At 71.9% G+C, this 21,450-nt stretch carries 17 protein-coding genes; 10 read left to right on the forward strand and 7 right to left on the reverse strand.

The window, feature by feature from the left end; genetic code table 11:
- Positions 1-19 precede the first annotated feature (19 nt).
- From CES90_RS13675 to CES90_RS13690, 4 genes are all read left to right on the forward strand, one after another.
- The gene (locus tag CES90_RS13675; protein ID WP_189785033.1) at positions 20-1,426 is read left to right on the forward strand and encodes an SWIM zinc finger family protein; all 1,407 of its coding nucleotides are present in this window, start codon (positions 20-22) and stop codon (positions 1,424-1,426) included.
- Positions 1,423-4,077, forward strand: coding sequence for a DUF7824 domain-containing protein (locus tag CES90_RS13680; protein WP_189785034.1), 2,655 nt, complete (start codon positions 1,423-1,425; stop codon positions 4,075-4,077). The genes CES90_RS13675 and CES90_RS13680 overlap by 4 nt, the downstream gene beginning before the upstream one ends.
- 88 nt (positions 4,078-4,165) lie before the next feature.
- Complete coding sequence (locus tag CES90_RS13685) at positions 4,166-5,605, forward strand: GNAT family N-acetyltransferase (protein ID WP_189785035.1); 1,440 nt, start codon at positions 4,166-4,168, stop codon at positions 5,603-5,605.
- 166 nt (positions 5,606-5,771) lie between these two features.
- The gene (locus CES90_RS13690; RefSeq protein WP_189785036.1) at positions 5,772-7,463 is read left to right on the forward strand and encodes a DUF885 domain-containing protein; all 1,692 of its coding nucleotides are present in this window, start codon (positions 5,772-5,774) and stop codon (positions 7,461-7,463) included.
- 55 nt (positions 7,464-7,518) lie between these two features.
- Here the strand turns inward: CES90_RS13690 and CES90_RS13695 are convergent, their stop codons facing one another.
- The gene (locus tag CES90_RS13695) at positions 7,519-8,043 is read right to left on the reverse strand and encodes an immunity 21 family protein (RefSeq protein WP_189785037.1); all 525 of its coding nucleotides are present in this window, start codon (positions 8,041-8,043) and stop codon (positions 7,519-7,521) included.
- A gap of 65 nt (positions 8,044-8,108) precedes the next feature.
- Positions 8,109-8,594: a rhodanese-like domain-containing protein gene (locus CES90_RS13700; protein WP_189785038.1), complete on the reverse strand. Its 486-nt coding sequence runs from the start codon at positions 8,592-8,594 to the stop codon at positions 8,109-8,111.
- Positions 8,595-8,725: 131 nt separating this feature from the next.
- Between CES90_RS13700 and CES90_RS13705 the strand changes: the two genes are divergently transcribed.
- On the forward strand, positions 8,726-9,181 hold the full coding sequence (locus CES90_RS13705) for an Lrp/AsnC family transcriptional regulator (protein WP_189785039.1): 456 nt from the start codon (positions 8,726-8,728) through the stop codon (positions 9,179-9,181).
- On the opposite strand, the gene CES90_RS13710 is transcribed toward CES90_RS13705, so the two are convergent.
- From CES90_RS13710 to CES90_RS13730, 5 genes are all read right to left on the reverse strand, one after another.
- Positions 9,175-12,165 (reverse strand): AAA family ATPase, encoded by a 2,991-nt coding sequence (locus CES90_RS13710; protein WP_189785040.1) that lies wholly within the window; start codon positions 12,163-12,165, stop codon positions 9,175-9,177. The two genes, CES90_RS13705 and CES90_RS13710, sit on opposite strands and share 7 nt — an antisense overlap.
- The gene (locus CES90_RS13715) at positions 12,162-13,325 is read right to left on the reverse strand and encodes an exonuclease SbcCD subunit D (protein ID WP_189785041.1); all 1,164 of its coding nucleotides are present in this window, start codon (positions 13,323-13,325) and stop codon (positions 12,162-12,164) included. Before CES90_RS13715 ends, CES90_RS13710 begins: the two co-directional genes overlap by 4 nt.
- Before the next feature lie 160 nt (positions 13,326-13,485).
- Positions 13,486-14,112, reverse strand: coding sequence for a YigZ family protein (locus tag CES90_RS13720; protein WP_189785042.1), 627 nt, complete (start codon positions 14,110-14,112; stop codon positions 13,486-13,488).
- 68 nt (positions 14,113-14,180) lie between these two features.
- The gene (locus tag CES90_RS13725; RefSeq protein ID WP_189785043.1) at positions 14,181-14,747 is read right to left on the reverse strand and encodes a SixA phosphatase family protein; all 567 of its coding nucleotides are present in this window, start codon (positions 14,745-14,747) and stop codon (positions 14,181-14,183) included.
- Positions 14,744-15,433 (reverse strand): hypothetical protein, encoded by a 690-nt coding sequence (locus CES90_RS13730; RefSeq protein ID WP_189785044.1) that lies wholly within the window; start codon positions 15,431-15,433, stop codon positions 14,744-14,746. The genes CES90_RS13725 and CES90_RS13730 overlap by 4 nt, the downstream gene beginning before the upstream one ends.
- A gap of 174 nt (positions 15,434-15,607) precedes the next feature.
- On the opposite strand from CES90_RS13730, the gene CES90_RS13735 reads away from it, so the two are divergent.
- The 5 genes from CES90_RS13735 to fxsT all read left to right on the forward strand — a co-directional run bounded on the left by CES90_RS13735 (position 15,608) and on the right by fxsT (position 21,447).
- Positions 15,608-16,015: a CoA-binding protein gene (locus CES90_RS13735; protein ID WP_189785045.1), complete on the forward strand. Its 408-nt coding sequence runs from the start codon at positions 15,608-15,610 to the stop codon at positions 16,013-16,015.
- Between the two features lie 92 nt (positions 16,016-16,107).
- Positions 16,108-16,881 (forward strand): TIR domain-containing protein, encoded by a 774-nt coding sequence (locus tag CES90_RS13740; RefSeq protein ID WP_189785046.1) that lies wholly within the window; start codon positions 16,108-16,110, stop codon positions 16,879-16,881.
- Positions 16,882-16,907: 26 nt separating this feature from the next.
- The gene (locus tag CES90_RS13745; RefSeq protein WP_189785047.1) at positions 16,908-17,759 is read left to right on the forward strand and encodes a macro domain-containing protein; all 852 of its coding nucleotides are present in this window, start codon (positions 16,908-16,910) and stop codon (positions 17,757-17,759) included.
- Positions 17,760-17,777: 18 nt separating this feature from the next.
- Positions 17,778-19,013, forward strand: a complete 1,236-nt coding sequence (locus CES90_RS13750; protein WP_189785048.1) for a TIR-like protein FxsC — start codon at positions 17,778-17,780, stop codon at positions 19,011-19,013.
- 7 nt (positions 19,014-19,020) lie between these two features.
- On the forward strand, positions 19,021-21,447 hold the full coding sequence (gene fxsT / locus CES90_RS13755; RefSeq protein WP_189785049.1) for an FxSxx-COOH system tetratricopeptide repeat protein: 2,427 nt from the start codon (positions 19,021-19,023) through the stop codon (positions 21,445-21,447).
- Positions 21,448-21,450 lie beyond the last annotated feature (3 nt).

A 21,450-nucleotide genomic window follows, 5' to 3' on the forward strand; every position in this document is an offset into this window, starting at 1 on the left:
TCGCTTCTACGGTTTTCCCATGACGCGATCTTTGCAGGCTGTGGCCTACACGCGACCCTCCGTGCTGGAGTCCGTGGCGGGCGGACACCGGCTGGGACTGGAGACCTCTCGGGGTACGACTCCGAAGGGCAGGGAGGACCATCCCCGGTTCTTCACGGGCTTCCTGACGTCACCTCAGGTGGCGGCGGCGGGGCTGCTGGCGGTGGCCGACGTGGCGGCGGCGCGGTACTACCAGCGGCAGCTGCGGGCCTCGCTCGACCCCGTGGTGACGGGCAACGGGGACCGGCTGCGCTTCGAGTCGTTCTCCGGCTGCGGCGGGGTCTACGCCCGCCTGGACGTGCTGGAGCCGGGCCTCGACGGCGGCGAGGTGGGGCACGGCACGACCAATGTGGACGTCAACAACCCGCTGCGGGAGGCACTGTCCCGGATCGGCTCCGACGATCCGCTGCATCTGCGGGTCGGCCCGGAGGAGTTGGCGGTGACCACGCTGGACGGTCCGGTGGTGGAGAAGAAGGTTCCGCTGCCGGACCGCTGGCTGCGCGGTTTCGCCGAGGCGCAGGTGATCGCCGCCGGTTTCGACCTGCGGGCCGAGCTCCCCGCGGCCGAGGCCGTGCGTTTCCTGCGGTCGCTGCCCCGCGGGGGCGGGCGTGGGGCTTCGCGGGGCGCCCAGTGGGTCGTGCCCGCCGGACGCGGTCTGCGGCCGACGACCCGGCCGGTACCGGGCGCGGTGTGTCTGCCGGGTCCGGAGCGGCTGGTCGCTCTTCAGCGAGTCCTGAGACACGCGACGGCCCTGCGCGTGTACGGTCCGCCGACCGGTGGGGAGTCAGCCCTGGCCGGCGCCTGGGAGGTGGTCCTGCCCGGCATGCGGCTCACCCTGACACTGTCGCCGGAGGCCGGGCGGGGCTTCTCCGGGGAGGGCGGTGTGCTGGACGCCTTGGCCACCGACGAGGCCGCCGAGGACGCGGAGCTGATCGCCGTACTGCTCGCCTGGGAGCCGCGCGTCGACGTCGGTGACCTGGCCACCGCGTCGGGCCTGCCGGCCGAGCGGGTACGTGCGGCGCTGACTCGACTGGGGACCTCGGGGCGCGTGGGCTACGACACGGCGGAGGCCGCCTATTTCCACCGCGAACTCCCCTACGACGCCGACCGCGTCGAGCGCCACAATCCGCGCCTGCGCTCGGCCCGCGCCCTGGTGACTGCGGGGGCCGTGACCCTGGACGGCGACCAGGGCACGGTGACCGCCGAGGACGGCCATGTGCACCGGGTGCGGGACCGGGCGGGCACGCTGAGCTGCTCCTGCCTGTGGTGGGCGAAGTACCGGGGCGGACGGGGCCCGTGCAAACACGCCCTGGCGGTACGGATGGCACGCCGGGGCGCGCGGGCGGGGGAACTGGGCGGGACACAGGTGGACGGGGGTGCGCGATGACTTCGGAGTCGCTGATCAAGGCGGTACGCGCGGGGAGCACGGGTGACGTCGTCATCCTGGTGGACGGCATGACCGACGCCGAGCGGCGCGCGTGCATGCCCGAGTTGAAGGAGCTGCGCAAGACGCTGCGGCCGGACCCGTGGAGCCCTCAGGCCCAGCGGGCCTACCCGGCGCTGCACGCGGCCGGCGCGGCCTGCCAGACCGGAGCCGCCGCCGTGGCGACCTGGCTGACCGGCTCCGACATGCGCTGGCGGCAGGCACCGTCATCGGTGCTGATCGATGTGCTCGGCGACCGCGCCCCCGACTGGCTCGCCGACGTGGTCCACCGCCTCGCGGAGCGCCCGCTCAGCTCGGACGTGCCGTACGAGCTGATGGCCGGCCTCGTCAGGCTCGCAGGCTGCGCGGTGCCCACGACCGAGGCCTATGTGTGGGGCTGGATGCAGCACATTGGCCGGGCGGGGTGGCGCCCGGGCACGATCATCGGGAACCTGCGCGCGGAGCCGCAGCTCAGGGAGCTCGTCGCCGCGTTGTTCGAGATCGAGGAGATCGGGGCGCGCAGCGACTGGCGGTACGGGGAGGAGCGGAACAACTGGACGGACGCTCTCACCCAGCTCACCGAGGAAGGCCTCCTCGATCGCAAGGCCATGGTGGACGCCTGCGTGGCCCGGCTGCTGCGCGGCGGCTCCACGGCGGACAACAAGGTGTTCCTGGGCCTGTTGACCGCGCTCGACCTCACCCCCGACGAGCGGCGTGAGCGGGTGACGGACTGGCTGGCCCTGTGCTCCGACGCGCTGCCCACCGTGGCGTCGCACGCCCAGTCCGTCCTGGCGGGCTTCGCGCTGGACGGGGAGTTGGGGACACACCGGCTCGCCGAGATGTCCGGTGCGGTGTTCTTCCGCACCGAACGGAAGCTCGTCCGGTCGCAGCTCGTGCTGCTGGGCAAGGTCCTCAAGCGGGATCCGTCCGGCGCCGCCGAACTGCTGCCCGTGGTGGCCCAGGCCTTCGGACACGAGGACACGGAGGTACGGGAGCGCGCGCTGAAGCTGGTCGAGCGTCATCTCGGCGACGTGGCCGACGGGAATGCGACGCGGGCTGAACTCGCCGATGCCGCAATCCGGTTGAGCCCTGGTCTGCGGGCACGCGCACAGGCACTCTTCGGCGTCGCCGCGCCCGAGCACGTCGACGAGGTGTACGAGGAGCTGCTCCCACCCGTCCCGCTGCCGACGCGGCTCGCCCCCGCGCCGACGACGGTGGCCGAGCTTGCCGAGGAGGTCGGTGCCGTGCTGGCCTCGGACGAAGAGGTCGGCGCGTTCGAGCGGGCGCTGGACGGGCTCGTCCGGCACGCACACCGGGACAGGGAGGCGCTGGTGGAGGCGCTCGGTCCGGTGGCGGCGCGCCGATGGTGGGCGGATCTCGACGCGCGTCACACCAACCGGTACTTCCGCGAGTCGCCCTACGGCCTGGAGATCGTCGTCGCGGCGCTGCTGGAGCGGGTGGAGACCTCCACCCTGCGTCCGGCCCGCAACAAGGCCGGACAGTCGGCCGGTTGTGTGCACAGCGGTCTGGCCTGGGCGTTCGACGCCCGTATGCGGGAGGTCGCGTACCGGATCCGGACCGAGCCGCTGCCGTTCCTGCTGGCCACGCCCACCTGGAGCACGGGGTCGCTGGAGGCGGCGGAGCTGGTGGCACGGCTCGACGAGTACCGGCGGCTGAATGTCCAGCCGGGTGCGGCGGACTTCGCGCAGGCGCTGCTGCGGGTGCGTCGTGACGACGGGGCCGCGCTCGCGGCCGCCGCGGTGGCCGCGCGGGAGCTGGGCACGGCGGAGGGCCACCGGCTGGCCGAGTGGCTGATGACCGACGTACCGTCCCTGCCCCACCGGTGTACCCGCACGGACGAGCCCAGGATTCTGGTCGGGTTCGGTGAACTCCCGGAGCTGCGGAGCGAGTTGTTCCCCGCGGCGTTCCAGCGGCTGGGGCGCCCGCTGACGCCGTACGAGGACCACTGGTACTGCCGTCACTGGGGCGATGAGGAGTGGAGGCACTGGCTGGCCATGGTGCCGGGGCGGCCTGAGCTCGTGGCGGGACGCCTCCTGCGCGACCTGTCGCAGGCAGTCATCGAGGACACCGGGGCGGAGTTCTCGTGCCTTCCGTCGCTCGCCGAGGCGGAGGGGGAAACGGGTGAGGCCGTACGGCTCTGCGTGGCATACGGGCTCGGCGCGCAGCGTCCGGAGGATCGGCTCGCCGCCGTGGACGCCCTGCTGGTGCTGGCGGCCCGTGGGCAGCTGGACGCGGAGGGACTGGGCGCCGACCTGGGGGCGCTTGCCGACTTCGGGAGCGTGAAGCCGTTGCGGGTCGCCGAGGCGATACGTACGGCGGCGGCGACCGGGGCGTACGGCACGGCCTGGGCGGTGCTGCGGGCGATGCTGCCGCGGCTGCTCGCCGAACTCGACGGCGAGCGGAAGGTGAAGACACCGATCCGTGGGCTCGGAGACCTCCTGGCCGTCGCCTCCGAGTGCGTGGAGCGGTCCGGGGTACACGGGGAGCTGCCCCACCTCGATCTGGCGGCGGACCGACGGGGCATGTCGCGGCTGGTGACCGAGGCCAGGCGGTTGCGTACGGCGCTGGCGGCGGGCAACCAACCAGTCGCATAAACCGCAATAAAAGGTGTGGAACGATGCTTTTACCGATCAGTCACAGGGCGTTCGTGATCACGCAACACGCTTCCTTCACAGTGGCCGCATGACTCCAGACATGTCTGATGTGACGCGGGCGAGGAACGGTCGCCCGGTACACCACTGGCGGCGGGACGTGGTCGAACTCGCCGCGCTGTTCACGGCGGTGGCGGTGGCCGACGCGGTGGCGAACCTGATCGGTCACGGACCCGACGGTCCGGCTCTGCTGGTGATGTCGGCGGCCGTGCTGCTGGCAACCGCCGGCTTCCACATCTGGTGGGCACGCCGCCACGGTCACGCGCCGCCGACGAGCGATACCGACGCCCGGCCGCCGCTCCCCGAGGAGCAGCGGGCCGGGGCGGACGGCGAGGTGATCGCCGGGGCGACCGCGCTGTGGCGGATGCGGACGACGGTGAAGGACGAACCGGGTTCGCTGGCCGCGCTGTGCACGGCGTTGGCGGGCCTCAGGGTCGACATTCTGAGCTTGCAGACACATCCGCTGGCGGAGGGCACGGTGGACGAGTTCCTGTTGCGCGCGCCCGAGGCTCTGGCGGCATCCGAGATCACCCGGGCGGTGGCGGACGCGGGCGGTACCGGGACCTGGATCGAGCGCGGCGACGCCCATGACCTGGTGGACGCGCCGACCCGGGTACTCGGCCTGGCCACGCGTACGGCACTGGACGCGGCGGAACTCCCGCTGGCGCTACGGCAGTTGCTCGGCCGCTGCACCATCCGTTCCCTGCCCTCCCCCGTGTTCTCGACCTCGCCGGAGCCGGGCGGGCGCCCGTCCGCGTCCGATCGGGCTGCGGAGAGCGCCCCGGTCGAAGGGGCGCTGGAGGACACGGTGATGCGGCTGCGGGCGCCGGAGGGCGGGGTGATCACGGTGGAGCGGCCGTATCTGCCGTTCACGCCGACGGAGTTCGCGCGGGCGCGGGCCCTGGTGGAGCTGGACGCGCGTCTGGGTCCCCGGATCCCGCGCAGCCAGGACGTCCTGACGCTGCCCGAGGGTAACGACATCACGGTGCGCCGGGCCGACGAGAACGACCTCTCGGCGGCGACGGCGATGCACGAGCGGTGCTCGCCGCGCACGCTGAGCATGCGGTACCACGGCCCCGTGGGCGACGCCGACCGGTACCTCAAGCACCTGCTCAGCCCTCGTTTCGGCCGGACCCTCGCCGCGCAGACGGCTTCCGGGCGTCTTGTCGGCCTCGGTCATCTCCTCTGGGACGGCGACGAGACGGAGATCGCCCTGCTCATCGAGGACGACTGGCAGCGGCGCGGCGTCGGCAGCGAGTTGCTGCGCAGGCTGGTGGCCATGGCGGTCGAGACCGGCTGCGAGCACGTGTACGCGGTGACGCAGTCGTCCAACACCGGGATGGTGGCGGCGATGCGGGGGCTGGGGTTGCCGCTTGATTATCAGATCGAGGAGGGCACGCTCGTCATCACGGCGCAGTTGGAGAGGTCGGCGGCGAAGCGGCTTGGAGAGCGCCGGGTCGAGGCGCCATAGGCGTGCGGATCGGATCATGGCTGCGGGTGCGTGAGGGCTTGTCGCGCAGTTCCCCGCGCCCCTTCAGGGCCTCCCCATCACGCCCTCAGCTGAATCCGTCCGCGTAAGGCTCATGCGCCCGTTAAGCAGCTGACGTTGAGGGTGTCGGCGTATCAAGATTGTCCGCATGGCTGACACCAAGAGTCTTCTGCCCCGGCAGGTCGCCGACGCGTTTGTCGACGACCTCATCGCCCTCGACCCGCTGACCGGCACGTATCTCGGTGTGAAGGAGAGTTCGAGCAAGCTGCCGGACCTGTCGCCGGCGGGCCTGGAGGCCGTCGCGGCGCTGATTCGGTCGACGCTCGCCCGGCTCGACGAAGCGGAGCGGCGGCCGGGGGCGGACAGTGACATCGAGCGGCGTTGCGCGCGGCTGCTGCGTGAGCGGCTGACGGCGCAGCTGGCGGTTCACGAGGCCGACGAGGGCCTGCGCACAGTCGGCAACCTGGCCACTCCGCCGCACGACGTGCGTGAGGTCTTCACCATCACCCCGGCCGAGACGGAGGAGGACTGGAGGGCGATCGCGGAGCGGCTGCGCGCGGTGCCGGCGGCGTACGCCGGTTACCGTGAGTCGCTCGCGCTCGGTCTGGACCGCAAGCTCTACGCGGGTCCGCGTCCGACCGCCACGTTCATCGAACAGCTCACCGAGTGGGCGGACACGGACGGGTCGGGGCGCGGCTGGTTCGAGGACTTCGCGTCGGCGGGCCCCGAGTCCCTGCGCGCCGAGCTCGACGAGGCGGCCCGGGCCGCGACGCGGGCGGTCGCGGAGCTGCGCGACTGGATGCGTGAGGTGTACGCCCCGGCGATCGAGGGCGAGCCGAACACGGTCGGCCGGGAGCGCTATGCCCGACTGGCCCGCTACTTCACCGGTGCGGACCTGGACCTCGACGAGGCGTACGCGTACGGCTGGGCCGAGTTCCATCGGCTGCTCGGCGAGATGAAGCAGGAGGCGGAGAAGATCCTGCCCGGCGCCGAGACGCCGTGGGTGGCGCTGGCGCACCTGGACGAGCACGGTCGGCACATCGAGGGCGTCGACGAGGTCCGCGACTGGCTGCAGTCCCTGATGGACGAGGCGATCGAGGCGCTCGACGGCACGCACTTCGACCTCGCCGAGCCGGTGAAGAAGGTCGAGTCGTGCATCGCCCCGCCCGGCGGCGCCGCTGCCCCCTACTACTCGGCCCCGACGGAGGACTTCTCCCGCCCGGGCCGCACCTGGCTGCCGACGATGGGCCAGACCCGCTTCCCGGTGTACGACCTGGTCTCGACCTGGTATCACGAGGGCGTTCCCGGCCATCACCTCCAGCTCGCGCAGTGGGTGTACGTCAAGGACGACCTGTCCCGCTACCAGGCCACGATCGGTGGCGTCAGCGCCAACGCGGAGGGCTGGGCCCTGTACGCGGAACGGCTCATGGACGAGCTGGGCTTCCTCAAGGACGCGGAGGAGCGCCTCGGCTATCTCGACGCGCAGATGATGCGCGCGGCCCGCGTCATCGTGGACATCGGCATGCATCTGGAGCTGGAGATCCCGGCGGACTCGCCCTTCCACCCGGGCGAGCGCTGGACGCCGGAGCTGGCCGAGGAGTTCTTCGACGCCCACAGCAGCCGCCCGTCGGACTTCGTCGCGAGCGAGCTGACGCGCTACCTGACCATCCCCGGGCAGGCCATCGGCTACAAGCTGGGCGAGCGTGCCTGGCTCCTCGGCCGCGAGAAGGCCAGGCAGCGTCGCGGCGACGCCTTCGACACCAAGGCCTGGCACATGGCGGCCCTGTCGCAGGGCTCGCTGGGGCTGGACGACCTGGTGGACGAGCTGTCGCAGCTGTGACGCTGCCGGCCTGGCCCACGCCACGCCTGCGGCTGGGCCAGGCCGCCGTCACTGTTCAGCTCGTGAGTGGTCTCACCCGGACGAGGCCGAGCCACGTCTCCGGTCCCGTCGAGACATACGCGGCGCGAACCCGGTAGTGGCCGGGGGTCAGGTCCACCCGGATATGGTCCGCCTGCCGGGAGGCGCTGCCGGGCCGGGCGGCGTCGAACAGAACGACCGGCCCAGGCACCCGCCACTCCATCTCGGGCCCCCACACGGCGGCCTCCAGCGCGGCCGGTACGTCGGCGAGGCTTCCGGCCTCGGCGTCGGCCGCGTGCCGGCGTACGAAGGTGCCGTGCTCCGGCAGGTACGCGGTGGCGGCGGGTTCGTCGCCCAGGACCAGGGCGCGGGTGTCGCCGACCGGCAGGAGGCCGACGTAGCCGTCGATGTCACAGGCGCGGTCGTGGTCGGAGGACGTCTCGTCGCCGTCGGCGCCCGCCCAGAACGGCAGTACCGCCTCCGGTACCGCTATGAGCGGACCGCCGCTCGACTCCACCCACCGCACCGCACCTGGTACCGCCGTCTCCGCGTATCGAGCCATGCCCAGAAGCTACACGGCAGCCTGACACACGAACTCGGCGCCCCCGAGCACTTCTTGACAGGCTGTCAGCAACCGCAGTCATCGGCGTGGACCGGCGCCGTCAGCGGGTCGGAGTCGCGCTTCTCGCCGCCCTGCCAGGTCTCGTACGCGAAGCCCTCCCGGGCCCAGTACTCGAAGCCGCCGAGCATCTCCTTGACCTGGAAGCCGAGTTCGGCGAGGGCGAGGGCGGCACGGGTCGCCCCGTTGCAGGCGGGGCCCCAGCAGTAGGTGACGACCGGAACCGACTTGTCGAGCAGTTGCTCGGCCCGCTCGGGGATGAGGGCGGTGGGCAGGTGGATCGCGCCCGGGATGTGGCCCTGGTCCCAGGACTCCGTGGAGCGGGAGTCGAGGACGACGAAACCGGGGGCACCGTCGGCGGCGAGGGCGGCGGCCACATCGGACACGTCGGTGTGGAAGACGAGGCCGGCCCGGAAGTACGCGGCGGCCTCGGCCGGCGCGGCGGGGGCGACGCGCAGGACGGGGTTGACGGCGGGCGTGGTGGTGACGCTCATGAGCTGGCCTTCCCTCGCGGAACTCCTTGTTTCCCTGACCAGAAATCTACGGTCGGTGACCAAACTTCCTGAAGGGGCATTCCACGGTCCCGACCTTGAACGACCGGCGATTCCCCTGCTATCCATCGGACATGACCGCGAATTCCCCGTACCTGCCCGACGCGACCGACTGGCGCCTCCTGGAGGTCCTCCAGCGCGAGGGCCGGGCCAGCTTCGCCGAGCTCGCGCGTGCCGTGTCGATGTCCGCGAGCGCCGTCACCGAGCGGGTGCGGCGGCTGGAGGAGGCCGGCGTCATCCAGGGGTACACGGCGGTCGTCGACCCCGAGCGCCTGGGCCTGTCGATCCTCGCGTTCGTCCGCCTGCGCTATCCCCACGGCAACTACAAGCCGTTCCACGACCTGGTGGCCGTCACCCCGGAGATCCTGGAGGCGCACCATGTCACGGGCGACGACTGCTTCGTGATCAAGGTCGCCGCACGTTCGATGCGCCATCTGGAGGAGGTCTCGGGCAAGATCGGCGCGCTGGGGTCCGTCACCACCAGCGTCGTGTACTCCTCACCGCTCCCCCGGCGTCCGCTGGGTCACTGACCACGCTGCCGCAGCACCGACCCCGTTCTGTCCTTCACGACCTCCAACTGCGCGTGGATACGCCGCCGCAGGTCCGCGACATGGCTGACTATGCCGACGCTGCGGTCGCGCTCGCGGAGCGCGTCGAGGACGTCGAGGACCTCGTCGAGGGTCTGGTCGTCGAGGCTGCCGAACCCCTCGTCGATGAAGAGGGTGTCGAGACGGACACCGCCCGCCTCGTCGGTGACGACGTCGGCGAGGCCCAGGGCGAGCGCGAGGGACGCGAAGAACGTCTCGCCGCCGGAGAGCGTGGCCGTGTCCCGCTCCCGGCCGGTCCAGGCGTCGACGACGTGCAGCCCGAGCCCGCTACGGCCGCGTCCGGCCCGGTCGTCGGAGTGGACGAGGGTGTAGCGGCCGGAGGACATGCGCTGGAGCCGTACGGTCGCGGCGGCGGCGACCTGTTCCAGGCGGGCGGCGAGGACGTAGGCCTCCAGGCGCATCCTGCGCTCGTTGTCGGCGGAGGTGCCGGCCGCGAGTCCTGCCATGCGGGCGACGCGGTCGTACTCCTCGCGCAGCGGCGCGAGTCGTCGTACGGATGCGGTCGCCCGCGCGGACAGCCGGTCGAGTTCGCTGCAGCACCGCTCAGCCGCGTCCCACGCGGACACGGCGTGCCGGAACCGCCGAGCGGTGGCCTCGGCGTCCCGCTCGGCGGTCGTGAGGTCGGCGGGAGGCTGCTGGGCGGCGGCCGCCGTGTCGGCCTCGGCGAGCACGGCGCGCACCGCCGCCTCCTCCGTCTGCCGGGCGTCGAGCCGCCGTTGGAGGTCCCGGTGGGCGGCGTCGTCGAGGAGCGCGGCCGCCGCCGCCCGCGGGGTGTCGAACCCGGCGCGGAAGGCCGCGTCGGCGAGCCGGGCGTCGGCCTCCTTGAGGCGCTGCGCGGTGTCGGCGGCGGCACGTACGGCATCGGCCGCGTCGGTGAGCAGCGCGGCCTGCCGCTCCAGCTGCGCGGCACGGGCGGCCACGCTTTCGGCATCGCCCCGCGCCTGCGCCAACTCCCCTTCCAGCATTGCCCGTTCGCGCTCCAGCGCGTCACGCCGGGTGTCGCGGGTCGCCGCCCTGACCGCCGCCTCCTGTCGCGCGGCGGTCCGCCGGTCACGCTCCCGCTCGGCGTGCAGCAGGGCTTCCTGCGCGGGGTGCAGCCCGGAGGCACTCTTCCGCGCCTGCGCGTACCGCCGCTCCAACTCCTCGACCAGAGAGGTGAGTTGCTCGGTCGTGGTGTCTCCGGCTTCGGCGCTCGCTGCCGCCAACGCCCGCTGTACGAGCCCGAGTCGCCGCTCGGCCTCGCCGCGCTCCTCGTCGGCGCGCTGGAACGCGGCGAGCGCCCGTTCCTCCGTCTCGCGGTCGACGTGCCCGGCGATCTTCCGGGCCGGTTCGGGGTGTTCCGTGCCGCCGCAGACCGCGCAGGGTTCGCCGGCGACGAGCTCGGCGGCGAGTTCGGCGGCGATGCCCCGCAGGCGCTGTTCCTTGAGGTCGAGCCAGTGGGTGCGCGCCGCCAACGCGCGCTCGGTCAGGCGGAGCACACGCGCCTGGGCGTCGTCGGTGTCGCGGCCGAGCTGGTCGCGCTGGCGCGCTGCAGCGAGCCGCTTCTCGGCGGGCTCGCGCTGTACGGCGAGCTGCTCGGCGTGGGTGGCGGCCTCCTGGGCCGCCTCGATACGGGTCTGCAGCGCGGCGCGTGTCGTCTCCCACCCGGCGAGCCAGTCCTCGGCGTCCCTCAGGACGTCCTCGTCGGCCCGCTCCTCGGCGTCCAACTCGGCCCGCTCGGCGACGAGTTCGGTGAGCCGACGCTCCGCGCGCCGCGCCGAGTCCAGGCCGCCCAGCTCCTCCGCGGCCCTGCGGGCGGCGGTCGCGAGCCCGGCGGCATCGGCGTCGGCGTGGGTTCGCGGCAGTTCGGCACGCGCGCGGGTCTCGGCCGTGCTCGCGCGCCGGTGCTCGGTCTCGGCCTCGTCCCGCAGCTCCAGCGCCGGAGCCACGGCCGCCGCCTTGCGGGCGCGCTCCATACGTGCCCGGTCCTCCTCGTGGGCGTCGGAGCCCTCCTCCAGCGCGGCGGCCCGCTCCCGCGCCTCGGCGAACCGCCGCTGGAGCCGCGCCACTTCGCGTACGTCGTCCAGTACGCGCTCGGCGGCTGCCTGCGCCGACTCGGCGGCCGCACGGGCGCAATGGGCGATCGTCAACCGCTCGCGGGCGGTGCTGCGGGCGACGGCGGCCCAGCCCAGAACGGCTTCGGCCAGCCCTGGATCGCCCGGCGCCAGGTCGGGCAGTTCCGCGGCGTCCCCGGCCGCCTGCTGCATGCGGTGGGCGTCGGCGAGCAGTTCGGTGTCGCCCTCCCGCACCCGCGCCTCGGTCTCCCGGCGCCGCTCGACGAGGCGCTTCTCGACCGCGGCGAAGCGGTGCGTGTCGAAGAGACGGCCCAGCAGTCGGCCACGCGCCTCGGCGTCGGCGCGCAGGAAGCGGGCGAAATCGCCCTGCGGCAGGAGCACCACCTGGCAGAACTGCTCCCGGCTCATCCCCAGGACCTGGGTGATCTCCTCGCCGATCTCCTGGTGGGAGCGGCTGAGGTCCTTCCACGCTCCCGTGGCCGTGTCGTACTCGCGCAGCCAGGTCTGTGCCTTGTCGACCGTGGTGCCCGCGCCGCGCTTCTTGGGGCGCTCCCAGGGCGGCTGCCGGGTGATCTCCAACCGGCGTCCGGCGACGGTGAGTTCGAGGCGGACCTCGGTGCGTGTCTCGGCCGCCGCGTGGTCGCTGCGCAAGGTCATGCCCTGGCCGCCCTGGCGGGCGCCCGGCACCGAGCCGTACAGCGCGAAGCAGACGGCGTCCAGGACCGAGGTCTTGCCGGCGCCGGTCGGACCGTGCAGCAGGAAGAGTCCGGCGGCCGAGAGGTCGTCGAAGTCGACGGACTGGGCACCGCCGAAGGGCCCGAAGGCGGTGATGTCGAGCCGGTGCAGTCTCATCGCGCGGTCTCCCGGACGGTCTCGTCGGCGCGTACGGCGTCGAAGGCGTCCCGGAGCACCCTCTGTTCGTGCTCGTCGGGTCCGGTGCCGCGCACATGGGCCACGAAGTCCTCGGCGATCTGCTGGTCGTCGCGGCCGGCCAGGCGCCTGGCGTAGGAGACGTCCGGGTCGCCGGGGATACGTTCCGGGTCGAAGACGAGGCTGAGCGTGTGCGGGAAGCGCTCGCACAGCCGGGCCATGGGCTCCGCGGGGCGCACCGGGTCGGTGAGTGTCGCCTCGACCCAGGCGTCCTCATGGCGCGCCGACCCGGGGTCGGCGAGCAGGTCCGCCAACCGCCCCCGGATGCGGGCGAGTCGGCGCGGGACGGGGCAGTCGACGCGCTCGGCCTCGATCGAGCCGTCGGCGCCGAGGTCGACCAGCCACATGCTCTTGCGGTGGTCGGCCTCCGAGAAGGAGTACGGCAGAGGGGAGCCCGAGTAGCGCACGCGCTCGGTGATGGTCTGGCTGCCGTGCAGATGGCCCAGTGCCACATAGTCGACACCGTCGAAGACACCGGCGGGGACGGCCGAGACGCCGCCGACGGAGATGTCCCGCTCGCTGTCGCTGGGGGCACCGCCGGTGACGAAGGCATGGGCCAGGACGACGGAACGGGTGCCGTCCGCACGGGTGGCGAGGTCGGCGCGGACCCGGTCCATCGCGGCGGCGAGCACCGCCTCGTGCCCTCCCTTGTCCACCCCGAACTCGTCCTTCACCAGGGCGGGTTCGAGGTAGGGCAGCCCGTAGAAGGCGATGTCTCCGTGGGCGTCGGTGAGCATCACGGGGGTGCCGGCCGCCGAGGGCGCGGTCCGCAGATGGATCCCGGCCCGTCCGATGAGGCCCGCGCCGACGCCGAGGCGGCGCGCCGAGTCGTGGTTCCCGGAGATCATCACTGTGGGCACGCCCAGCTCGGCCAGGCGGTGCAGGGCGTCGTCGTAGAGCGCGACCGCCGCCAGTGGGGGCACCGCGCGGTCGTACACGTCCCCCGACACGACCACCGCGTCCACCTCGCGCTCGCGCACGGTCGTGACGAGGTGACCGATGAACTCGGCCTGGGCACCGAGCATGTTCACCCGGTGGAACGCCCGGCCGAGATGCCAGTCGGAAGTGTGCAGAAGCCTCATGATCCCCGAAACTAACAGGCGGGTCGGACATCACGGGCGGCTACCGCCGAACCGGCCCGAGCGCACCGCACGGGACGGCCCTCCACGCGCGCGTGCCCCGCGAAATCGCCACTGCCGCGCGCGAACTCGTCACTGCCCGCGAGCTCGGCGCTGTCCCCGGTCACGCGTCCCCGTACGCCTCTCCTCCGAGTTCGAACCCCGCCGTGCCCACGGTGGCGTCGGCGAGCCAGGCGCGGAAGGCGTCCACGTCGGCGTCGAGGAGCCCGATCTCGATGGTGACGGCCTCGCCGTAGCGGACGTCGCGGACCTCGCGGCCGGTGGCGCGCAGGTCGTTCTGCACCTTGCCGGCGCGCTGGTGGTCGACGGTCACCGTGGCCAGCCGGAAGCGGCGGCGCGTGATGCTGCCGAGCGCGTCCAGCGCCTCGCCCACGGCACCGCCGTACGCCCTGATGAGGCCGCCCGCGCCCAGCTTGACGCCGCCGTAGTAGCGGGTGACGACGGCGACGACGTACCGCATGTCCCGGCGCATCAGCATCTGCAGCATGGGGACGCCCGCGGTGCCGCCGGGCTCGCCGTCGTCGCTCACCTTCTGGACGGCGGCGTCGGCGCCGATGACGTACGCGTAGCAGTTGTGCGTGGCGTCGGCGTGCTCCTTGCGGACGGCGGCGATGAAGTCCTGGGCCTCCTGCTCGGTGGCGGCCGGGGCGAGCGCGCACAGGAACCGGGATCGGTTGACCTCGGTCTCGTGCACGCCGGCGCGGGCGACGGTGCGGTACTCGTCCTGCATCCGGCCACCCTATGCGCAGTCCGGGGCGCCTCCGCGCCGGGCGTCGTCCGGGGCGGTCCGGTGTCCGGTCAGGTCTCCTTCTTCCCCTTCTTCCCCTTCTTCCCCCGGGCCACGATCATGTCCGTCAGCAGCGCCGTGCCCGGGGCGAGCGAGGCCCAGGAGTCGCCGTGCCAGGCGAGGATCGCGATCGCCGAGGTGGGGAACTTCGTCCGTACGTCGTCGAGCGCGTCGTCGAGGGCGTCCCCGGCGAGGTCCAGTACCAGCTCCTCCAGGCCGGGGTTGTGCCCGACGAGCAGCAGGGTGCGTACCTGGTCGGGCGCCTCGCGCACCACGTCGAGCAACTCCGGCACATCCGCCGCGTACACCCGTGGATCGTGCCGTACGGGTGGCGGCGTGCCCCACTGTGCGGAGGCCAGCTCCCAGGTCTGCCGCGCCCGTACGGCCGTGGAACACAGGGCGAGGTCGGGCAGACAGTCCGCCTCGGCGAGGGCCCGGCCGGCGGCGGGGGCGTCGCGGCGGCCGCGCGGCGCCAGGGGCCGCTCGTGGTCGGGCACGCCCACCGGCCAGGCGGACTTGGCGTGCCGCAGCACGACGAGTCTGCGCAGCGGGCCGGCTCCGCCGGATCGCCCACTCATGCCGATGCTCCGATCTCGCGGGTGAGCTCAAGACCGAGCAGCCGGTCCGCATAGGCGTACGCCTCGAACCGCGCGCCGCCCGGCATGTCGTCCGCCCCCTCCACGTCCCGCAGGACGTCGAGCAGGCCGGGTACGTCGAGGTCGTCCTCCCAGGCGGCGCGCAGGGCCTGTCGTACGTGCTCTGGAATCGGCTTCGACGGCCGTGTCGCCCAGTCGGCCACCGCCTTGCGCCAGTGGTCGAGCAACGCCTCCGCCTCGGCGAGGGCGGTGGCGTCGAGATGCACCGGGGTCCGGCGGGGATGGGCGAGGAGGGCGAGCCGCAGGGCACCGTCCAAGGCGTCACACTCGTCCGTCCCGGTCACCCGCGCGACCTCGACCACGGCCTCGACGCCGCCCATGAGTTCTCCGGAGGCGCCCACGTGCAGCACCTGGCGCCCTCCATCCGTCGCAGGCGCCTCGGTCGGCCGGATGCCGAGGCGGTCGGCGCGCTCCCGCAGTTCGGCACACGGGTCGCTGACGAGGAGAACGGGGACGCCGCCCAACTCCAGGGCGCGCGCCAGGACGTCGGCGACCAGCAGTACCCGTAGCGCGGAGGTGTCACCCCGCGGCACATGGGCGTGAACGCGGGTGAGCACCCTGCGAACCTCGACGGGCTCGCCGGTCCGGGCATCGGTGATACGCAGCACGCAGTGAGCGTAGGCGCGGGGGCGACGGAACGCAGCACGGAGGACGACATGTCGGGCAACCGGCCGCCATCACGGCCGATCCCCGCACCGAGTGCCGCGAGCGGGCACCGGGAATCGCCGGCCACCCCGCGCTGTTGCCACAGGCAGCGTGAGAGCACCGACAGAGGAGACGGCATGTACGGCGACCCCGCGACGATCCGCAAGATCCTGACGGAACTCGGCGACACCTGGGCCGTCGTCGGCCTGTCCACCAGTCGGAGCCGCGCGGCCTACGGCGTCGCCGAGGTCCTCCAGCGCTACGGCAAACGCGTCGTCCCGGTGCACCCCAAGGCGGAAACCGTCCACGGCGAGCCCGGCTACGCCTCCCTCTCCGACATCCCCTTCCCCGTGGACGTCGTCGACGTCTTCGTCAACAGCGACCTCGCGGGCCCCGTCGCCGACGAGGCAGTGCGCATCGGAGCCAAGGCCGTCTGGTTCCAGCTGGGCGTGATCGACGAGGAGGCGTACGACCGCACCCGCGCCGCCGGTCCGGACATGGTCATGAACCGCTGCCCGGCGATCGAAATACCGCGCCTGGGCTGAGATCCGGACCTTCCCGATCACCAGCCGCCGGGCCGGGGAGTGGCTACGATCGTGGGCGGGAACAGGCACGTTGGCGGCTGTGGGGGAACGCGGTGTCGAAACTCAAGGTTTTCGTGAGCTGGTCCGGCAAGCCGTCCATGCAGTGCGCGATCCTGCTGCGCAACGCACTGCCCCTGTTCAACCCGCTCATCGAACCCTGGGTGTCGTCCGAGGACATCACCAAGGGCAACCGGGGATACGACGCGATCGCGGCGCGGCTCGCCGGTTCACAGTTCGGCATCGTCTGCGTCACTCCCGACAACCGCCGCACGCCGTGGATCAACTTCGAGGCGGGCGCGCTTTCCCGAGAGCTGGACGGCCCGCGGCTCGCCCCGTTCCTGCTGCTCGGCACGACGGTGACGGACCTGGTGGGCACACCGCTGATCCAGTTCCAGGCCACGTCCGCGGACGCGCCGAAGGAAGTGCTGCATCTGATCAAGACCATCAACGGTCTGTGCGAGGTACCGCAGCAGGAGAAACTCATCGACGACCTCTTCGAGATGTACTGGCCCAAGCTGGAGGAGGGGCTGGCGCGGATCGCCCCTGACGCCGAGACGGCGGAGGCCGACGAGGCCATCGTCCCCAGGCCGTCCGCCGGGGACGTCCAGGACGAGATGCTGTCCCTCTTGCGACAGCAGGTCGACCGCATCAGCGCCCTGGAACAGGTAGTGGCGCAGATCGACCGCATCAACACCTTCGAGCAGGTCGTGGCTGAGGCCAGCGCGGAACGGGCGCGCGACCTGCGCAAGAGCCGGATTCTCTTCGACGGGATGTTCCCCGACGTCGGTCGTCGGGATCCCGACGGACAACCGGACGAGAGGGACTAGCTTCGGTGGCCGGTCCCGTTCGGCGTGTGCGCACGCTGGTCGGCACGAGGCACGGTCTCGCCCAGCTCGGGCGGAACTGCGCGGTGCAGTTCGGTCTGCTGGCCGGTGGGGCCCAGCTCTTCTTCACGTTGTGGCCGGACGCCGACCTGCCCCGCTGGCCCACGTTCCTCGGCATCGCATGCCTGGCCGTGCTGATCGCGACGCTGATCTCGCTCCCCCGGGACCGCATCAGCCGCGACTTCACCCATCCCGACGTCACGGTCACGGTCGAGGTCGGCGACCTGTTCGACCACGCGTGCCATCTCGTCGTCGGCTTCACCGACACGTTCGACACCGACACCGCCGACGAGTCCCTCGTCTCGCGCCGCAGCGTCCAGGGGCAACTCCTGCACCGGCTGTACGACGGTGACGTCGCCGCCCTCGACGCCCACCTCGCCGAAGCCCTCGCGGACATGACCCCGGTGCGCACGGAGTCCCGTACCTCGAAACGGATCGGGAAACTGGAGCGGTACCCGGTGGGCACGGTAGCCGTGGTCAAGGGCTCCGGCCGGAACATCTTCTGCACGGCCTACGGGCGCATGAACAACGACCTGATCGTCAGCTGCGGCACGGAACAGCTCTGGAGCAGCCTCGCCCAGCTCTGGGACGCCGTCCGGCGCCACGGTCACCGCGAGAAGGTCGCCATGCCGATCACCGGCTCCGACCTCGCCCGCATCAACAACATGGACCACTCGAGCCTGCTGAAGCTCGTCCTGTTGTCGTTCGTGGCCCATTCGAGGGCGCGGGGCGTGTGCGGATCACTGACCATCGTGGTGCACCCGCAGGACCACTACCGTATTGACATGCTCGAACTCGGTGTCTTTCTACGGTCGTTGTGAAGGAAGGAGCGGAAGCGGATGCATGACACACGGTCGAATCCTTCGAGTCCGTACTTCTTCCTGAGCTACGCCCACACGCCGAATCGCGACGCGCGGGGCGCCGACCCCAACGCCTGGGTGCGGAAGCTGTACGAGGGTCTGTGCGATCACATCATGCAGCTGACCGACCTTCCGTGGGGAGCACGGGCGGGCTTCATGAGCCAGGGCATGGGGTGGACCGACGAATTGTCGGCCAATCTGGCGCGCTGCAAGGTGTTCGTGCCGCTGTACTCGCCGCGGTACTTCGTCAGTGAGCAGTGCGGCCGCGAGTGGTGGGCCTTCTCCCAGCGCCAGGTCAACCAGCGGGCGCGCGGCGGCGCCCCGCGGGAGAACGCGATCATCCCGGCACTGTGGATTCCCGTGGAACCGGCTCAAATGCCGCAGGTGGCGAGGGATCTGCAGTTCAACCACGCCACTTTCGGGCAGGACTACGCGGACGAGGGCTTCTACGGGCTGACCAAACTGCGCTACCTCCAGGACGAGTACGAGCGGGCCGTGTACCGGCTGGCCAAACAGATCGTGCGGGTGGCCAGGGAGACCGATCTGGACGAGGGCCAGATCTCCAAGGACTACGAGTCGCAGCCCGCCGCGTTCGGCTCCAAGGAGCATCCGCCGGAGTTCGACATATCGGTGCTCGCCTGCACCCGTTCGGAACTGCCGCCGGGCCGCCGGCCGGACTACTACGGGGACCGTCCGCACGACTGGAACCCGTACCACCCGGAGTCGGCCCTGCCGCTCGGCGACTACGCGGCCGACCTCGTGCGCACCATGGACTACAGGGTGAACCTCGAGGTGCTCGACGACAGCGCCCGCATGCTCGAGCCGGGGCCACCAAGGGCACCGGGAATTCTGTTCGTCGACCCTTGGGTACTGCGCAATCCGAGACATCGTGAGTTGCTGGCGAAGATGGACCAGGTGGCGCCTTCCGCAGTGACCGTGGTGGTGCCGTGGAACCGGCAGGACCCCGGGAGCCACACCGACGGAGGGCCGGGACCGGCCGAGTTGGAGGCCGTCATGCCACGCCTCCTCAGGCTCGGCCGATCCGCCTCCCGTACATCGGTCAGCGGAGTCGGAACGCTGGAGGCGCTACAGGAGATCTTGCCTCTGGTGGTGCGCCATGCCACCACGGAGTATTGGGCCAACGCGCGCACCTACCCCCCGGAGGCCACCTCTTTCCCGCCTCCTCGCCTCGTCGACCCGGACTCTCTGCGGTAGGCCGCCGATGACCAGTCACCGCGAGGGGCGCATCATCACCTTCTACTCCTACAAGGGCGGCGTGGGCCGCACCATGGCCCTGGCCAACGTCGCCTGGATCCTCGCCGCCAACGGACACCGTGTGCTCGCTTCGGACTGGGACCTGGAGACGCCGGGTGGGCTGCCGCGGTACTACAGACCCTTCCTCCCCCGGGACGCCCTGGGATCCACGGGCCTGATCGACCACTTCACGGACTTCACCGACGCACTGCGCCGCCGGGGACACCCGGACGAGGAGTTCTATCTGCGGCATGCCGGCGTCGAGCACGCCATGTCCGTGGAGTGGACGTTCCCGGGGTCGGGGCGGCTCAACTGCCTCTCCGCCGGGCGGCAGGACCGTGACTACCACGCCACCCTCGCCTCGTTCCGATGGGAGGAGCTCGACGCGCGGTTCCTGGGCGCCCTCAGGGAACGCTGGCGGAGCGAGTACGACTACGTGCTGATCGACAGCCGCTCGGGCATGGGCAGCGCGGTCGACATTTGTATACGCGAACTGCCCGACATCCTGGTCAGCTGCTTCACCCTGAACGACCAGAGCATCGACGGCGCGGCGCTCACCGCCCTCCATGTCGCCCGCAGCGCCCCGGCCCACGGCGTGCGCATCCTCCCGCTGCCGATGCGGGTCAACGAACAGCAGGCGGACGCCTTCACCGCCGGGCGGGAACTCGCCAGATCGCGGTTCGCTGACGTGCCGCACGGACTGTCCCCGGACTCGCTGCGCCGCTACTGGGCGGAGAACCGCATCCCGCACCGCACGGGCTACGAACACGAGGAGGTACTGGCCACCTTCAAGGACGCGCCGGGTGATCCGGACAGCCTGCTGGCCTCGTACGAGCGGCTGACCTCGGCGATCACCGGAGGCCGGGTCACACGGTTGCCCGCGCTCGACGAGACTCTGCGGCAGTACCACCTCGGGTCGTTCGTGCGGCCCCTGACACCGGAGGTAACACCACTGATCCTGTCCTCTGTGCCGCGCGACCGGATGTGGGCAGACTGGGTGCGCTGGGTGCTGACGCGCGCCGGTTTCCAGGTCGTTCCGTCGTCCTTCGGCACGGACCGGCAGGGCGGAGCCGCGGTTCGTACGGTCATGCTGGTGTCGGCGGCGTATCTGAAGTCGTCCCGGGCACGGGCCGACTGGCCGACCGGCGACACCGGGCAGGCGCCGGTGCTGCTGCGGATCGACGACCGGGTTGTCCTCCCGGAGCCGTACTCGCGCCACACTCCCCTGGACCTGACCGCCCTGGACGCCGAGTCGGCGCGGGCGGCGATCCTGGAGGCGGTGGGAAGCCGCAGCCGGGAACATCGGACCGGCCCGGGGCCCGGCTTCCCGAACAGCCGCCCGGCCGTCTGGCAGGCCCCGCCCCGTAATCCCCGCTTCGTCGGCCGGGACCGCCAACTCGACGAGTTGCACGACGCGTTGGCGGCCCACCGGCAGGTAACGGTGCGTGCGGCTGGGCTGGGCATGGGCCGCCGGCAACTGGCAGTCGAGTACGTCCACCGGTTCCGCGCGGACTACGACCTCGTGTGGTGGGTCCCGGCCACCACACGAAGCCTCGCCGCCACGGCGCTGGCCCGCCTCGCCCGCCATCTCGAACTCCCCACGGCGGGTGGCATCGACGCGGCGGCCCGGCGCGCGCTCTCCGCGCTGGAGGCGGGTAAGTCGTATGGCCGTTGGCTGCTGGTGTACGACGACGCCACGACCCCGGACGCACTCACGGAGTTCCTGCCCTCGGGCCCGGGCCGCATACTGCTCACCGTGCGTGACACACAGTGGGAGAAGCCGGGCCACCAACTGATACTCGAACACTTGCTCCCAAGGGAAAGTGTGGAACTACTGCTGGGCTGGGTGCCGTCGCTGGGGCCGGTTCTGGCGGACAGCCTGGCGACGGCGCTCGGGGACGTACCCCCGCTCGCGCTGGAGCAGGCCGGAGCCTGGCTCGCCGAGACGGGAGCGGCGGACCCGGTCGAGGAGTACTTGGCGCAGCTGGGGCACGGCGGCAACGGCGCGGGCCCCGGCGGCTCCCCAGCGGGTTCACCAGAGGGGCCCGCACGGCTCGCGGAAGGCGCCTTGCGAAAGAGATCCCCGGCCGCGCACCGCCTGCTGCAGCTGTGCTGCTGCTCCGCTCCCCTGTCGGTGCCGCTGACCGCGATACGGGGTGACGCCACCCTCGCCGCGCTCCGCCCCTACGACACCTCGCTCGACGAGGCACCCGGACTCGACGCTCTCGTCACGGAGCTGACCCGGCTGTGCCTGGCCGAGGCCGATCCATCGAGTAACTCCCTGCGCGTCCACCGCCTCGTGCAGCGGATCGTACTCGCCGAACTTTCCCAGGACGAAAGGGAAACCGCCCTGCGAGACCTGCACGACATCCTGATCGCGGCGTCCGCGGGGTAACCC

Source organism: Streptomyces capitiformicae, assembly GCF_002214185.1.
GTDB lineage: Bacteria > Actinomycetota > Actinomycetes > Streptomycetales > Streptomycetaceae > Streptomyces > Streptomyces capitiformicae.